Origin of the sequence: Methylobacterium sp. Leaf108, from assembly GCF_001423265.1 — a bacterium.
In the GTDB taxonomy this organism is placed as follows: Bacteria; Pseudomonadota; Alphaproteobacteria; order Rhizobiales; family Beijerinckiaceae; genus Methylobacterium.
In genome coordinates this window covers 1-14,682 of sequence record NZ_LMND01000001.1, presented here as the reverse complement: position 1 = coordinate 14,682, position 14,682 = coordinate 1, and the positions used below count along the sequence as shown (strand labels likewise).

Here is a 14,682-nt window from a genome sequence, read left to right as displayed (position 1 = left end):
CGCCCGTCTAGCCCTTGTTCTCCTTGTCGAACGGGTTCTTCGACGTCCGTAGCGACAGGCGGATCGGGGTGCCGGGCAGGTCGAACGCCTCGCGCAAGTTGTTGACGAGGTAGCGGGTGTAGGATTTCGGCAGGCCGTCGAGCTGGTTGCCGAACAGGGCGAAATGCGGCGGGCGCGCCTTCACCTGGGTGGCGTAGCGGATCTTGATGCGCCGGCTCGCCACGGCCGGGGGCGGGTTTCGCTGGGTCGCCTCGTTGAGCCAGTCGTTGATCCGCGAGGTCGAGATGCGCCGGCTCCACACATCGGCGGCGTCCACCACCGCCTGCATCAGCTTGTCGATGCCCTGGCCGGCGAGGCCCGACAGCGGGATGACGGAGACGCCGCGCACCTGCGGCAGCAGCCGGGTGCAATCCTCGCGCAGGGTCTTCAACAGGCCGTTCTGGTCTGCCACCAGATCCCACTTGTTGAGGCCGATGACGAGGGAGCGGCCCTCGCTCTCGACGAGGTCGACGATGGTGAGGTCCTGCTTCTCGAACGGGATGGTGGCGTCCAGGAGCACCACCACCACCTCGGCGAACCGCACCGCACGCAGGCCGTCGGAGACCGCGAGCTTCTCGAGCTTGTCGTCGATGCGGGCGCGCCGGCGCATCCCGGCGGTGTCGTGGAGCTTGATCCGGCGGCCGCGCCAGTCCCAGTCCAGCGAGATCGAATCGCGGGTGATGCCGGCCTCGGGCCCCACCAGAAGCCGGTCTTCACCGAGCATGGTGTTGATGAGGGTCGACTTGCCGGCGTTGGGCCGGCCGACGATGGCGACCTTGAGCGACTTCTCCGATCCCTCCTCGTCATAGTCCTCGTCCTGTTCGGGGAGGGCGGCGATGAGGGCGTCGTGCAATTCGCCGATGCCTTCGCCGTGTTCGGCCGAGAACGGGATCGGGTCGCCGAGCCCCAGCGAGAACGCCTCGTAGGCGCCCCCGAGCCCGGCGCCGCCCTCCGCCTTGTTGGCGATGAGGATGACCGGGCAGCCGGCCCGGCGCACGAGTTCGGCGAAGGGCTGGTCGGCGGGCAGCACGCCCGCGCGGGAATCGATCACGAAGAGGACGACGTCCGCCTCCATGATCGCCGCCTCGGTCTGGGCGCGCATGCGCCCGAGCAGCGTGCCCGCATCCGCATCCTCGAGCCCGGCCGTGTCGATGACCCGGAACACGAGGCCGCCGAAGTTCACGTCGCCCTCGCGCCGGTCGCGGGTGACGCCGGGCCGGTCGTCGACGAGGGCGAGCTTCTTGCCGACGAGCCGGTTGAACAGCGTCGACTTGCCGACGTTCGGCCGTCCGATGATCGCGACGGTCGGCATATCCATGGGGTGGGCCAGTTCAGGTTGGGGCGGTCGGTCGGGAAACGCGAAAACGGCCGGTGCGGGACCGACCGGTTCTCGACCGCCGACGGAGCAGGTAAACCGATTTTGCCAATCGGCTCAAGGGAGAGGCGGAGTGCCCTAGCGCGTCGCGGGGAGAGGGGCCGCCGGCGCCGGGACCGCCTCGGTCACCGTCACCGGACCGCCGGCCACCAGGGCGGAATAGACTTCGATGCGCTGGCGCAGGTTCTGCGGCGTCTGCGGATCGGCGCTGATCTGGTCGAACCAGCGGCCGGCCCCGTCGTAATCGCCGCGCTTGAGCGCGGACAGGCCCAGCATCTCGCGGGCGGTGTGCCGGAACGCGCCGGTGGGGGCGGCCAATCCCTGCAGGCTGGCGAGCGCCGGATCGGGGTTGGGCAGGTCGAGGCGGATCAGGGCCGCCCGCAGGCGTGCGAGGTCGCGCAGCCCGTTGCTCAGCTTGGCGTCGGCGCCCAGCGCCTCGTATTCGGCGGCACCCGCGGCCTGGTCGCGCTTGGCGGTCTCGGTGGCGGAGCGGAAGCGTGCAAGCAGGGCATAGCCGGCCGGCGCCTGGGATTCGATCGCGGCGAAGGCCTTGTCGGCCTCCTCGGCCTTGCCGTCGCGCACCAGCCGGTTGGCGGTCTCGAACGATTCCGATGCCGTCTCGGCCCGGCTCCGCTGCTCGGACTGCCAGTAGCGCCAGCCGCCGACGCCGGCCACCACCAGCACCGCCAGGGCGATGATCAGCGCACTGTAGCGGCGCCAGATCTCGGCGACCTGATCGCGGCGATAGTCCTCGTTGACCTCGCGGATGAACTCGTTGTTCTCAGCCATGTCGTCTCATAACAGGTCAGCTCCTGCCGCGGCATCCGCGGCGGGCGACCTCACGATGGTCGGGGCCTGCGCCTAGCACACCATGGGCGGCTTGGCGACAGACGCGACGCCGGCCGCGCTCAGGCCATCCCCGGCCAGGCCGCGACGCCGATGAGCAGCGGATGCAGGTACTTCGCGAAGACGAACCAGGTCACGAGGCCCACCGCCACGGCGATAGCATCGTTGCGCCAGCCGGCCGGTGCCGCCACCGCGCCGCCGTGCTGGGCCACCGCCTCGGCGGGGTTGCGGGCCCGGCGCTTGGCGCTGATGCGGGCGATCACCGCCCAGGCGAGGAAGGCCCCGAACAGGAGCATGCCGCCGAGGTCGCCGTTGGCGAGGAGATGGGCGGTCGCCCAGATCTTCACGGCCAGCAGCATCGGGTGCTTGGCCTTGGCGCGGATGTGGCCGGGCAGGTAGGCCGAAGCGAGGGCGATGAAGGCCAGGAGGTTGAGGACCAGCGCGAGGTGGCGGGTGAACACAGGCGGGTTCCAGACCTGGATCATGCCCTCCTGCCGGTACACGCCGAAACCGTAGCCGACGAGCACCAGGCCCAGCAGCGACAGCACCATGTACCCGAGCTTGTAGCGGGTCTCCCCGACCTCGCCGATGACCTTGGCGCGCTTGGAGCGCAGCATGGTGAAGGCGTGGGTGCCCAGGAACAGCACGAGGCCGAGGATCAGGAAGGTCATGGAGGTCTCGGGGCGGTGGTCGGCCAATCGGAAGGTTAAGGGTTCAGACCGCAAACTCGGGCGCAAGTCCAGGCTGGAACCGCTCCAGGTCAAGAATGACGCGCCCGCTTCCCCGATCGTCCGCGCGCGCTCGTCGTTCCCCGAGGATCGTCGCGGCCCTCGTCGCGGCCCTCGTCGTGGCCCTGGCAAACCTCGTCTGGCCCGATGCCGGATGGGCAAGGGGCGACCCGCCGCTGTCGGCCCTCACCCTGATCGGCGCACCCAAGCCCCTGTTCCGCGCGACGCGCGACGCCTGCGACGGGGTCGACGTGCCCGACGCCTCGGCCCGCGCCTTTCGCGATGCCGCCGGCACGGTCGTGCTATTCGGCATGCACTATCGCAACCGCGCCCTGCGCGGCCCCGACTTCGACCGGCTGAAACTCGATTGCGCCGTCGTCCTCGATTCGGCGGGTGACGCCGATCCGGCCCGCTACGACGACCGCTCCTGGGTCACCGCCACCTGGACCGAGGACGGAACGGCGGTGGCGGCGCTGCTCCACCACGAATATCAGGCGAACACCCACGCCGGGCGCTGCCGGCTGCCGGCCTATCTCGCGTGCTGGTACAACAGCATCGTGGCGGCCTCCTCCACGGACGGCGGTCGCACCATCCGGCGCGCCACGCCGCCGGTGGTGGTGGCCGCAGCGCCCTTCGCGCAGGAGGTCGACCAGGACCGGCATCGCGGGTTCTTCAACCCTTCGAACATCGTCGCGGACGGGCGCTGGCGCTACGTCTTCGCCTCGACCACCGGCTGGTCGCAGCCCGGCCGGACGCAGGAGGCCGGCGTCTGCCTGTTCCGCAGCGACGACCCCTCCGATCCGGCCCGCTGGCGCGCCTGGACCGGAATCGGGTTCGAGGCCCGCTTCCCCGGCCCCTACGGCAAGGCCCGGCCGGGACCGGATGCCTGCAAGCCGGTCGCACCCTTTCCGACCCCGGTCGGCGCGGTGGTGCGGCACCGGGCTACGGGGGCGTGGATCGCCGTCTTCATGGCCAAGGCGAGTGCGGTCTTCCCGCGATCCGGCTTCTACTGGACGAGCTCGCGCGATCTCCTGGCCTGGGACCAGCCGCGGTTGCTGATGGCGGGTGCCACCCTCTACGACGATGCCTGCACCGCGTCGGGACGCCTCATCGCCTATCCATCGCTCCTCGACCCGGCCGCCGAGGGCCGCAACTTCGACGACGCCGGAGACGCCGCGCTCCTCACCTATGTGACTCTGAGGACCGAGGGCTGCACCGTCACCTCCGACCGCGATCTCCTCAGCCAGCGCCTGTCGATCAAGGTCTGGCCGTAGGGTCGCCGGCCGAATCGAGAGTGCTCGCGCGCCGCCAGCGGACGATCCGTCCCGACGGCCTTCGATGGGCCGAGCCCGTTCCGGCGAAGGTGACGCAGAGTCCAAGTCGGCTATGGTTGAAACCATCGCGCAAGCGCTAGCGTAGCCGTCGTGTCGATGACGGTGCTCGCACCCATCGCTCCGGACAACGGGAGAACGCCACCATGAACCTCAACCGTCGCACCACCCTGGCCGCCATCGGCGGAGGCCTCATCGCCCTTCGCGCGCAGGCGAGCGTCGCGCAAGGAGCGCCGGCCCCGGCTCCGTCGGGTCCCTTCACCCTCGCACCGCTGCCCTATCCGGCCGACCGCAACGCCCCGACCATCGACGCCGAGACGATGCAGCTGCACCACGGCAAGCATCACGCCGCGTTCGTGACGAACCTGAACACGGCGCTGGCCGACAAGCCGGACCTCGCCAAGAAGCCGTTGCCGGAGATGCTCGCCAACCTGTCGTCGCTGCCCGAGGCGGTGCGCGGGACCATCCGCAACAGCGGCGGCGGACACGCCAACCACACGATGTTCTGGACGATCATGGGCGGCAAGGGTGGCGAACCCACCGGCGACCTCAAGGCGGCCATCGACAAGGATCTGGGCGGCTTCGCCAAGCTGCAGACCGATTTCAACACCGCCGGCACCAAGCTGTTCGGCTCCGGCTGGGTGTTCGTGGTGCTCGGCAAGGACGGCAAGCTCGCCCTCACCAGCCGCCCCAACCAGGATTCGCCGCTGATGGACGGCACCCCGGTGGTGTTCGGCAACGACGTCTGGGAGCACGCCTACTACCTGACCTACCGTAACCGCCGCGCCGACTACCTCAAGGCGTGGTGGAACGTGGTCGACTGGTCGAAGGTGAGCGACCGCTACGCGGCCGCCAAGGCCGGCACGCTGGCGATCTGAGGCTTCGCCGTTCGTCCCCTGGCCGGAGGCTCGTCTCCGGCCCGGGGAGCCCGAGCCGTCAGGCCCTCGGGCCTGCGGACGACGGCACGCCGAGCCCATCTCCCAGGCAGGCGCGTGCGCGGCGTAGACTCCGGAAGGCGGCGCCCGAGTCCCTGGCGAGCCTCATCAGGTCGCCGGGGCTCGCCCGGCGACGGACGAGGGCGCGTAGCACGGCGAGGATGTCGGGATCGCCGTTTGGCTTGAGGGCGCTCGCCACGAAGGCCGGCAGGGCCCGGTCGGCCGGGTCGCAGACCACGCGCAGCGCCGCGAAGGGCAGGCCGTGCGCCCGCGCGAAGCCGGCCGCCACATGCGATTCCATGTCGACCGCCGCCGCGCCGGTCCGGCCGCGCAACGCCGATTTATCTGCGACGGCGAGGACCGCGGCGTCGACCCCGGCGAGGTCGGCCGCGGTGATCCTCAGTCCGCTGCGCTCCAGACGGTCTCTCAGGCAAGCGACGATGCCGGGATCGGCGTCCCACCGTTCGCCGTCCGACCGGACGCCGGTCGCCACCACGACATCGCCGGGGAGGAGCGCCGGGTCGAGACCGCCGGCGATGCCGAAGCTGATCACGGCGCGGACGGCGCCGGGGGCCTGGTGAGCGAGTGCCGCGCGCAGGCGGTGCGGATCGCCGCCGGCACCCACCACGACGACCCCCGGACCGGCCGCGAGGCGCGCCTCCTTGGAGAGGCCGACCACGGCGAGGACGGACCGTTCGGTCCCTGCCGACATGGCGATGCGCTCCGCCGGACCGGCCTACATCCCGAAGGCCACCTGGCGGGTGTTGCTCTGCTTGAGGTTGCGGAACCGCGCCATCGCCCAGAGCGGGAAGAACTTCGGGTAGCCGTGGTAGCGCAGGTAGAACACCCGCGGGAACCCGGTGGCGGTGTAGCGCTCCTCGGCCCAGAAGCCGTCGGCCCCCTGCGTCCGGGTCAGGTAATTGATGCCGCGGGTCACCGCCGGGTCGTCGGCTTCGCCCACCGCCATCAGGGCGAGCAGCGCCCAGGCGGTCTGCGAGGCGGTGGAATAGCCGGGCTCGAACGCCGGATCGATCTTGTAGGACGAGGCGTCCTCGCCCCAGCCGCCGTCCGGGTTCTGGATGCGGATGAGCCAGGCCACGGCGCGGCGAATTTCCGGCGAGGCCGGATCGACGCCCGCCGCGTTGAGGGCGCACAGCACCGACCAGGTGCCGTAGATGAAGTTCATGCCCCAGCGGCCGTACCAGCTTCCGTCGTCCTCCTGGTCGGCCAGGAGGTAGGTGACGCCGCGGTCGAGCGCCTTGGAGCTGGAGCGCGTCTCGCCGAGCTGGGACAGCATCGAGACCACCCGCGCCGTGACGTCGGCGGTGGGCGGATCGAGGAGCGCGCCGTGGTCCGAGAACGGGATGTGGTTGAGGTAGTGGTGGTTGTTGTCGGCGTCGAAGGCCGCCCAGCCGCCGTCGCTCGACTGCAGGCCCTCGACCCATTCGCGCGCGCGGGCGATGGCGTTGGTGTAGTCGGGCATGTCGGCGACGAGGCCGTGCTGGCGCATCGCCCGGTCCATCGCCATCACCACCACGGCGGTGTCGTCGAGGTCGGGGAAGTGCGGGTTGGCGTATTGGAATGCCCAGCCGCCCGGCCGCACGTTCGGCCGGCCCGCCGCCCAGTCGCCCTTGATGTCGAGGACCTGCAGGGGCCGCAGCCAGTCGAGGCCGCGCCGGGCCTGATGCTCGGCCTGAGGGCCGCCGGCCTCGAGGAGCGCGTGGCTCGCCAGCGCCGTGTCCCACACCGGCGACAGGCAGGGCTGGACGTAGGCCTCGTAACCCTTGTCGACCACCAGCTTCTCGATCGCCTCGCAGGCGATGCGCATCTGCGGATGGTCGGCCGGGTAGCCCAGCACCTCGTACATCAGCACGGAGTTGACCATGGCCGGGTAGATCGCCCCGAGGCCGTCCTCGCCGTTGAGGCGCTCGCTCACCCAGGCCACCGCCTTGTCGATGGCGCGCTGGCGGCGCTTCTTGGGAAACCAGTTCTCCGTCAGCTGGAGGATCCGGTCGATGCCGCCGAAGATCGGCGTCCACGGCCAGGTCGCATGCGGGCTGCCGGGCCAGTTGCGCACGTGCTCGGGCGGCGTCACGAACAGCTCGGGGATGCCGATGCCGAGGGGGTTGCGGGCGCGCGGCTTCTTGGCCTGGAGGACGAATAGGGGCACCATCACGCAGCGCGCCCAGTACGACACCTTGTCGAGGTGGAACGGGAACCAGCGCGGCAGGTGCATCACCTCCACCGGCATCACCGGGATGGCACGCCAGGGCACCTCGCCGTAGAGGGCGAGGAAGAAGCGGGTGAACACGTTGGAATTGGCCGCCCCGCCGCGCGAGAGGATGGCCTCGCGGGCCTTGCGCATGTGGGGCGCCTCGATCGAGTCGCCGATGAGCTTCAAGGCGAAATACGCCTTCACGCTGCAGCTGATGTCGAACGGCCCCTCATGGACCAGCGACCAGCCGCCGTGCTTGCCCTGCGTCCGGCGCAGGTAGTTGCCGATCTTCGGCCCGAGACCGTTGGGAATCGGCGTGGCGCGAAAGTTGTGGAACAGGATGTATTCGGATGGGATCGTGGCATCGGCTTCGAGCTCGAAGCACAGGTGCCCGTCGGCATGCGACAGGGCCGTCAATCCTTGCGTCGCCCGGACGATGCCGCGCTCCACGTCGGAGAGAGAGATTTCCTGTGTCTTGGGACGCTGCAGCGTCTCGACCTTCTTGAATGCCTCGCGCATCGATCTCCGCCTTGAACCATCCGCGACCACGGTGCGTCGGGACTAGACCGTCCCGTCCGCCGCATCCGTGACCGATCACACGTCTCGGCTGCGCGGCGAGCGGCCCGGATGGGCCGACGCCGCGCAGGTTTCTGCGAGCGCACCGTCCTGGATCTGGCTCCAGGACGATGCGCCCATCTCTCGTCCTGGCATCGGACCCAAAGGCGGCAGCCGCCTTTCGGTCCGATGCCCTAGGCCCGCGCTCCGTCGAGGAGCGCGTGCGCAGCCGTGGTTCCAGAGCGGATCGCCCCCTCGATCGTCGATGGCAGGCCGGTGGCAGTCCAATCGCCCGCCAGGACGAGGTTCTTGTGGTCGGTCACGGCGCTTGCGCGCCGCGCGGCCTCGGCCGGCGTCGCTGCGAAGGTCGCCCGCTTCTCCTTGACGATCTGCCAGCTTGGCCTTTCGGGCGCAAGTCCCGTCAAAGTCGAGAGCTCCGCCCAGATCCGGGCACTCAAGTCTTCCCGTGGTGTATCGAGCAGCCGATCGGCACCGCTGATGGTCACCGATAGACGATCCGGATACGCAAACAGCCACTCCGTCAGTCCGTTCACCACACCCAGAAGAAGAGGCGATCCCGGTGGAGGAACGATCGCGAAATGGGCGTTCACGATGGATCGGTAGGCCTGCGGGCTCGCGACGCCGGGCAGGACGTCGGCGGCCACCCAGGGTGGCAGGGCCAGAACCACGGCATCGTCCGGCCCGAGGGCGAGGGGGCCGTCGCCGAAGTCGAGGCTGTCGATCCGCCCGGCACCGAAACCGAGGCCGCGCAGGCGGCGCCCGAACCGGATCTCGCCCCCCCGTGCGGTGAGATGGGCCACGGCCGGGTCGACGAAGGCGTAGGAGAGGCCGGCCACCGCCACCAGTGGCCGGCAGGCCTCGCCACCCGCCCCCAGGGTCTCGAGCAGGATCTTGGCGGCCAGGCCGTTGTCGCTCTCGGCCGGCTCGGTGTTGAGCGCGGCCAGCAGCACCGGGTGCCACAGGCGCTCATAGAGCGTGCCGGAGCAGGTCATGCTCTGCCCGATGGTGCCGCCGAGGCCCGGCCCCTTGCCGGCCGCCGCCCGGATGATGCCGAGGGGGGCGAGGTAGTCGATCGCCCGGGTACCCGGCACCCGCCGCGACGGGCTCATCACCCACCACGGCAACCGGCCGCGGTTCGGGCGCAGGCGCCAGCGCTCGCCCGTGGCGAGGTCGGCGAAGTCGAAGGCCGCCTCGGCCGGTCCTTGCAGGGCGTCGGCCGGAGCGCCGATGGTGCGCATGAAGCCGAGCGTCGAGGCGTTGCCCGACAGGAGGAGATGGTTGCCGTTGTCGAGGGTGAGCCCGAGGCTCGGGTCGTAGTACGAGCGGCAGCGTCCGCCCGCCTGCTTGGCGGCCTCGTGCAACACCACGCGGGCGCCGCGTTCCACCAGCGACACCGCCGCGGAGAGCCCGGCGAGGCCCGCTCCGACCACATGGACGGTTCCCGCCATTCAGACGATCCCGTGGCGCAGGGCGACGGACAGCAGGGCGAGCTTGCCGGGCTTGACGCGGGCGCGTGGGGGCGACCACCCCCGCTTCAGGAGCTCGTCGAGATAGAGCCGGTAGGCGGCCGCCATCAGCCGGGGGGCCTTGGTGGCCGCCCTCGGGCTTTTGGCGATGATCGCCCAGGTCTCGCGGTAATGCGCCTCGGCCTGGGCGGCCACCGCCGCGCAGACCTCGCCGATGCGCGGATGCGCCATCGCTGCCTGCGGCGTCGGCGTCGGCAGGCCGATGGCGGCCAGCCGCTCGCGCGGCAGGTAGAGGCGGCCGCGTTCCGCGTCCTCGTCGATGTCGCGCAGGATGTTGGTGAGCTGCAGCGCCCGGCCCTCGTGATGGGCCAGCCGGATGCCGAGATCCTCGGGCAGGCCGAAGATGCGGACCGAGAGGCGGCCGACGGCGCTGGCGACGCGGTCGCAATAGAGGTCGAGGGTGTCCTCGTCGGGGGCGACGATATCCTCGAAGGCATCCATCGCCATGCCGTCGATGACCGCCTGGAAATCCTCGCGGCGCAAGGCGTAGCGCGCGATCGGGACCACGAGGTCGCGCACCCGGGCCGCCGGCCGGCCGGCGTAGAGGTCGTCGATGTCGGCGCGCCAGCGGTCGAGTTCGGCCGCACGGACCTCGGCCGCCCCGCCGTCGTCGGCGACGTCGTCCACCGCCCGACAGAAGGCGTAGACCGCATACATCGCCTCGCGCCGATCCTTCGGCAGCAGCCGCATGGCGGTGTAGAACGAGGAGGATTTCGCGGGTAGGGCAGGGGCTTCGGCGGCGTCCGCCGGCAGCGGCGTGGCGGTGGCGCTCATCGGCGTCCCTCCTGGTTGGCGACGCGCAGCGCCTGCGCCCGAAGCACCCGGCCTCGCAACGGACGCCGCGCCAGGGTCGCAATGATGCCGCCGAGCGCGGTGAGGGCGAAGCCGGCCTTGCCGTGATGTACCGACTCGCTGAGCGGGTCGCGCTCCATCAGGCCGCGGCAGAGCACCACCGCCAGGCGATGGATCGCGGCGATCTCGAGGCTCAGGCGCAGGTCCGCGATGAGGTCGGGCAGTACCGCACCCTCGTCGAGGAGCCCCATGGTCCGTTCGGCCAGCTCCCGGATCACGGCGCGTAGGGCAGGAGACGCCCTGTCGGCGGCCAGGGCCTCGACGGTGACGCCGTGGCGAGCGAGCACGTCCCGGGGTAGGTAGACTCGGTCGTTGCGGCGATAGTCCTTCGCGCAATCCTGGAGGTGGTTGACGATCTGGAGGGCCGCGCAGATCGCATCGGACGGTCCCCAGACCACGGCCGGATCCTCGCCGTGGACGTCGAGGACGTAGCGCCCCACCGGCATCGCCGAGAGCCGGCAATAGGCGATGAGGTCCTCCCAGTCGTCGTAGCGGGTCTTGCGGGCATCGAAGCGGAAGGCGTCGAGGAGCTCGAGGGCATGGGTCGGGGTCAGGCCGCGCGTCGCGAGTTCGCGTTTCAGCGGCTCGGCCTCCGGGTCGGGCGGGCCCTCGCCGGTCAGGGCGTCGGCGAGCCGGTCGAGGAGCGCGATCTTGCGCTCGGGCGACAGCTCGGCATGGTCGGCGACATCGTCGCCCGCCCGCACGAAATCGTAGAAGGCGAGGATCGCCCCGCGATTCCTGGGATGGATCAGGTGCGAGGCGACGGGGAAGTTCTCGTCCTTGTGGCCCTTGCCGGAGCGGGCCTGCGTGGCGTTGTCCAGGGTCGCGCTCATCGGATCAGCCCCGCCTGGCGAAACCACGCGATCGCGTCGGACAGGCCCTCTCGGTAGGGGCGGGCGGTGTAGCCGAGTTCGGCCCGCGCCTTGGCGTCGGTGAAGAACATGCGGTAGCGCGACATCCGGATGCCGTCGATCGTCGCGAAGGGGGCCTTGCCGGTCACCCGCGCGATCTGCTCGGAGAGATAAGCGATCGGATACACCGCGGCGCGCGGCAGGTTGACGGTGGGGGGCTTGCGCCCGATCAGGCCAGCGATGTCGGCCAGCATCTGCGACAGCAACACGTTCTCGCCGCCCAGGATGTAGCGTTCCCCGGTGCGGCCCTTGCGCAGGGCGAGGAGATGCCCGGCGGCGACGTCGTCGACGTGGGCGAGGTTGAGGCCGGTGTCGACGAACGCCGGCATCCGCCCCAGCGCCGCTTCCAGGATGATGCGGCCGGTGGGCGTCGGCTTGACGTCGCGCGGGCCGATCGGCGTCGAGGGGTTGACGATGACCACGGGCAGGCCGTTGCGGGCGGCCATCTCCTCGACGACGCGTTCGGCCACGACCTTGCTGCGCTTGTAGGCGCCGATGGCGGTGCCCGGGGTGAGCGGCCGGCTCTCGTCGGCGGGCGTCCCGTCGTCGTGCGGTTTGATGGTGGCGACGCTGGAGGTGTAGACGATCCGCTCGATCCCGGCGCGCAACGCCTCTTCCATCATGATGAGGGTGCCGTCGCGGTTGGTCCGGACGATCTCCTCCATGTCCGGTGCCCACAGCCGGTAGTCGGCCGCGGCGTGGACGAGGTAGCGCTGGCCCTGCAAGGCGGCGGCGACGGCGTCCCGGTCGCGCATGTCGCCTTCCACCACTTCGACGTCGGTCCAGACGAGGTTGGTGCGCGGGCTCGTCGAACGCACCATGATCCGTACGGGAAAGCCCGCCTTGCGGAACACGTCGACGAGGGCGGCCCCGAGGAAACCGCTGGCGCCGGTGATCAGGACCGGACCGACGCCCCAGGGGGCGGATGGATCAGCCTCAGCCATGTCTCTCTTAATCGTCAGGACGATCGGTGGCGGCCGGGGGACCGCAGGAAAAACGCCGGGGCGCGTCCGCCGCGGCCCGGCCTCATGTCATCGAAAACCGCCGCCGACAAGGATCGCACGGGCACACCCCCGCGCGATCTCGCGGCGCGGGTCAGGCGAGCCGGAGGCGGCCGGACTTCCGCTCGGGCAGGGCGCCGGTGACGGCCTTGACGATGCCGTCGGTGTCGAGGCCGGCCTGGGCGTACATGCGCTCGGGGGTGTCGTGGTCCTGGTAGACNGGCCTCATGTCATCGAAAACCGCCGCCGACAAGGATCGCACGGGCACACCCCCGCGCGATCTCGCGGCGCGGGTCAGGCGAGCCGGAGGCGGCCGGACTTCCGCTCGGGCAGGGCGCCGGTGACGGCCTTGACGATGCCGTCGGTGTCGAGGCCGGCCTGGGCGTACATGCGCTCGGGGGTGTCGTGGTCCTGGTAGACGTCGGGCAGGGTCAGGGTGCGCACCCGCACCCGGCCCTCGTCGAGGGCGCCCTTCTCGGCCAGGAGATGCAGCACCATCGCCCCGAAGCCGCCCACCGACCCCTCCTCCATCGTGATCAGGACCTCGTGGGTCGCGGCCAGGTCGAGGATCATCGCCTCGTCCAGCGGCTTGGCGAAGCGGGCGTCGGCCACGCTGACGCCGACGCCGGCCGCCTCGAGCTGGTCGGCGGCCTTGAGCGCTTCCGCCAGGCGCGTGCCCAGCGACAGCAGCGCCACCCGCGCCCCCTCGGGCCGGCGCACGATCCGGCCCTTGCCGATGGGCAGCGCCTGTCCCCGCTCGGGCAGGTCGATGCCGACGCCCTCGCCGCGCGGATAGCGCAGCGCGATCGGCCCGGAATCGTGGGCATGGGCCGTCGCCACCATGTGGACGAGCTCGGCCTCGTCGGCCGCCGCCATCACCGTCATGTTCGGCAGGCAGCACAGGTAGGCCAGATCGAAGGCGCCCGCGTGGGTCGCCCCGTCGGCCCCCACCAGCCCGGCCCGGTCGAGGCAGAACCGCACGGGCAGGTTCTGCAGCGCCACGTCGTGGACGACCTGGTCGTAGGCCCGCTGCAGGAAGGTCGAGTAGATCGCCACGAACGGCCTGTAGCCCTCCGTCGCCAGGCCGCCGGCGAAGGTCACCGCGTGCTGCTCGGCGATGCCGACGTCGAAGGTCCGGTCGGGGTGGGCCTTGCCGAACAGGTCGATGCCGGTGCCGCCGGGCATGGCGGCGGTGATCGCCACCACCTTGGGGTCGGCGTCCGCCGCCTTGATCAGGCTCTCGCCGAACACCCGGGTGTAGGCCGGGGCGTTGGGCTTGGCCTTGGCCTGCACGCCGGAGATCACGTCGAACTTGACGACGCCGTGGTAGCGGTCGGCGCTGGCCTCGGCCGGGGCGTAGCCCTTGCCCTTCTGGGTGACGACATGGAGCAGGATCGGGCCCTGCTCGGAGTCGCGCACGTTCTTGAGCACCGGCAGCAGGTGGTCGAGGTTGTGCCCGTCGACGGGGCCGACGTAGTGGAAGCCCATCTCCTCGAACATGGTGCCGCCGCCCACGATCAGGCCGCGGGCGAACTCCTCGGCCTGGGCCGCGCGCTGGTAGATGCCCTTGGGCAGGAGCTTGCCGAGCTGCTTGGCGGTCTCGCGCAGGGAGCGGTAGGTATCGCCCGAGGCGAGCCGCGCGAGATAGGCCGACATCGCGCCGACCGGGGGCGCGATCGACATGTCGTTGTCGTTGAGGATGACGATCAGGCGCGAGTGCAGCGCGCCGGCGTTGTTGAGGGCCTCGTAGGCCATGCCCGCCGACATCGAGCCGTCGCCGATCACCGCCACGCAGTTGCGTCGCGGGAGCCGGTCCGCGCTCGATCCTGCATCGCCTTTACCCTCGCCCCCCTTGGCCTCGCCCTTGGCCTTGGCCGCGGCGACGTCGAGGTCGCGGGCCACCGCCATGCCGAGTGCGGCCGAGATCGAGGTCGAGGAATGGGCCGCGCCGAAGGGGTCGTATTCGCTCTCCGAGCGCTTGGTGAAGCCCGAGAGGCCGCCGCCCTGGCGCAGGGTGCGCATGCGGTCGCGCCGCCCGGTGAGGATCTTGTGCGGATAGGCCTGGTGGCCGACGTCCCACACGATCCTGTCGTCGGGCGTGTCGAACACGTAGTGCAGCGCCACCGTCAGCTCGACCACGCCGAGCCCCGAGCCGAGATGCCCGCCGGTCACCGAGACCGCGTCGATCATCTCCCGCCGCACCGCATCGGCCACAGCCTGCAACTCGCCCTCGGGCAGGGCCCGCAGCGACGACGTCTCGACAAGACCGTCCAGAATCGAGGKATCCATCGCCACCAATGCTCTATCCGCTCGTTCGCTTGTCCCTCGCTCGTTCGCGAGGGGTCCA

12 protein-coding genes are annotated in these 14,682 nt (G+C 70.8%); 2 read left to right on the top strand and 10 right to left on the bottom strand.

The window, feature by feature from the left end:
* Positions 1 to 7 precede the first annotated feature (7 nt).
* From der to ASF39_RS00050, 3 genes are all read right to left on the bottom strand, one after another.
* Positions 8 to 1,357: a ribosome biogenesis GTPase Der gene (der, locus tag ASF39_RS00060; RefSeq protein ID WP_056280087.1), complete on the bottom strand. Its 1,350-nt coding sequence runs from the start codon at positions 1,355 to 1,357 to the stop codon at positions 8 to 10.
* 135 nt (positions 1,358 to 1,492) lie between these two features.
* Positions 1,493 to 2,203: a tetratricopeptide repeat protein gene (locus ASF39_RS00055; protein ID WP_055878565.1), complete on the bottom strand. Its 711-nt coding sequence runs from the start codon at positions 2,201 to 2,203 to the stop codon at positions 1,493 to 1,495.
* A gap of 119 nt (positions 2,204 to 2,322) precedes the next feature.
* A complete protein-coding gene (locus ASF39_RS00050) occupies positions 2,323 to 2,931 on the bottom strand; it encodes an NnrU family protein (protein ID WP_055880973.1) in 609 nt (202 codons plus the stop codon).
* Between the two features lie 95 nt (positions 2,932 to 3,026).
* Here ASF39_RS00050 and ASF39_RS00045 point away from each other — a divergent pair, with 95 nt between their 5' ends.
* Entirely contained in the window at positions 3,027 to 4,262 is a 1,236-nt protein-coding gene (locus tag ASF39_RS00045) for a hypothetical protein (RefSeq protein ID WP_056280085.1), read from the top strand.
* 203 nt (positions 4,263 to 4,465) lie between these two features.
* Positions 4,466 to 5,197: a superoxide dismutase gene (locus ASF39_RS00040; protein WP_056280082.1), complete on the top strand. Its 732-nt coding sequence runs from the start codon at positions 4,466 to 4,468 to the stop codon at positions 5,195 to 5,197.
* 58 nt (positions 5,198 to 5,255) lie between these two features.
* Here the strand turns inward: ASF39_RS00040 and ASF39_RS00035 are convergent, their stop codons facing one another.
* The 7 genes from ASF39_RS00035 to dxs form a co-directional block, all read right to left on the bottom strand.
* Positions 5,256 to 5,966 (bottom strand): phosphorylase, encoded by a 711-nt coding sequence (locus ASF39_RS00035; protein WP_055878555.1) that lies wholly within the window; start codon positions 5,964 to 5,966, stop codon positions 5,256 to 5,258.
* A gap of 24 nt (positions 5,967 to 5,990) precedes the next feature.
* Positions 5,991 to 7,988, bottom strand: coding sequence for a squalene--hopene cyclase (gene shc, locus ASF39_RS00030; RefSeq protein WP_055878552.1), 1,998 nt, complete (start codon positions 7,986 to 7,988; stop codon positions 5,991 to 5,993).
* Between the two features lie 230 nt (positions 7,989 to 8,218).
* Positions 8,219 to 9,493, bottom strand: coding sequence for a hydroxysqualene dehydroxylase HpnE (gene hpnE, locus ASF39_RS00025; protein WP_055878547.1), 1,275 nt, complete (start codon positions 9,491 to 9,493; stop codon positions 8,219 to 8,221).
* Positions 9,494 to 10,345 carry a presqualene diphosphate synthase HpnD gene (gene hpnD / locus ASF39_RS00020; RefSeq protein WP_056280079.1) on the bottom strand — a complete coding sequence of 284 codons (852 nt, stop codon included), beginning with the start codon at positions 10,343 to 10,345 and terminating at the stop codon, positions 9,494 to 9,496.
* Positions 10,342 to 11,256: a squalene synthase HpnC gene (gene hpnC, locus ASF39_RS00015; protein ID WP_056280077.1), complete on the bottom strand. Its 915-nt coding sequence runs from the start codon at positions 11,254 to 11,256 to the stop codon at positions 10,342 to 10,344. The genes hpnD and hpnC overlap by 4 nt, the downstream gene beginning before the upstream one ends.
* The gene (hpnA, locus tag ASF39_RS00010) at positions 11,253 to 12,278 is read right to left on the bottom strand and encodes a hopanoid-associated sugar epimerase (RefSeq protein ID WP_056280074.1); all 1,026 of its coding nucleotides are present in this window, start codon (positions 12,276 to 12,278) and stop codon (positions 11,253 to 11,255) included. Before hpnA ends, hpnC begins: the two co-directional genes overlap by 4 nt.
* Before the next feature lie 351 nt (positions 12,279 to 12,629).
* A complete protein-coding gene (gene dxs / locus ASF39_RS00005) occupies positions 12,630 to 14,624 on the bottom strand; it encodes a 1-deoxy-D-xylulose-5-phosphate synthase (RefSeq protein ID WP_056280071.1) in 1,995 nt (664 codons plus the stop codon).
* Positions 14,625 to 14,682 lie beyond the last annotated feature (58 nt).

Excerpts from the sequence above, each read along its gene's own strand:
- der (WP_056280087.1), bottom strand. The coding sequence starts at position 1,357 with ATGGATATGCCGACCGTCGCGATCATCGGACGGCCGAACGTCGGCAAG.
- ASF39_RS00055 (WP_055878565.1), bottom strand. The coding sequence starts at position 2,203 with ATGGCTGAGAACAACGAGTTCATCCGCGAGGTCAACGAGGACTATCGC.
- ASF39_RS00050 (WP_055880973.1), bottom strand. The coding sequence starts at position 2,931 with ATGACCTTCCTGATCCTCGGCCTCGTGCTGTTCCTGGGCACCCACGCC.
- ASF39_RS00045 (WP_056280085.1), top strand. The coding sequence starts at position 3,027 with ATGACGCGCCCGCTTCCCCGATCGTCCGCGCGCGCTCGTCGTTCCCCG.
- ASF39_RS00040 (WP_056280082.1), top strand. The coding sequence starts at position 4,466 with ATGAACCTCAACCGTCGCACCACCCTGGCCGCCATCGGCGGAGGCCTC.
- ASF39_RS00035 (WP_055878555.1), bottom strand. The coding sequence starts at position 5,966 with ATGTCGGCAGGGACCGAACGGTCCGTCCTCGCCGTGGTCGGCCTCTCC.
- shc (WP_055878552.1), bottom strand. The coding sequence starts at position 7,988 with ATGCGCGAGGCATTCAAGAAGGTCGAGACGCTGCAGCGTCCCAAGACA.
- hpnE (WP_055878547.1), bottom strand. The coding sequence starts at position 9,493 with ATGGCGGGAACCGTCCATGTGGTCGGAGCGGGCCTCGCCGGGCTCTCC.
- hpnD (WP_056280079.1), bottom strand. The coding sequence starts at position 10,345 with ATGAGCGCCACCGCCACGCCGCTGCCGGCGGACGCCGCCGAAGCCCCT.
- hpnC (WP_056280077.1), bottom strand. The coding sequence starts at position 11,256 with ATGAGCGCGACCCTGGACAACGCCACGCAGGCCCGCTCCGGCAAGGGC.
- hpnA (WP_056280074.1), bottom strand. The coding sequence starts at position 12,278 with ATGGCTGAGGCTGATCCATCCGCCCCCTGGGGCGTCGGTCCGGTCCTG.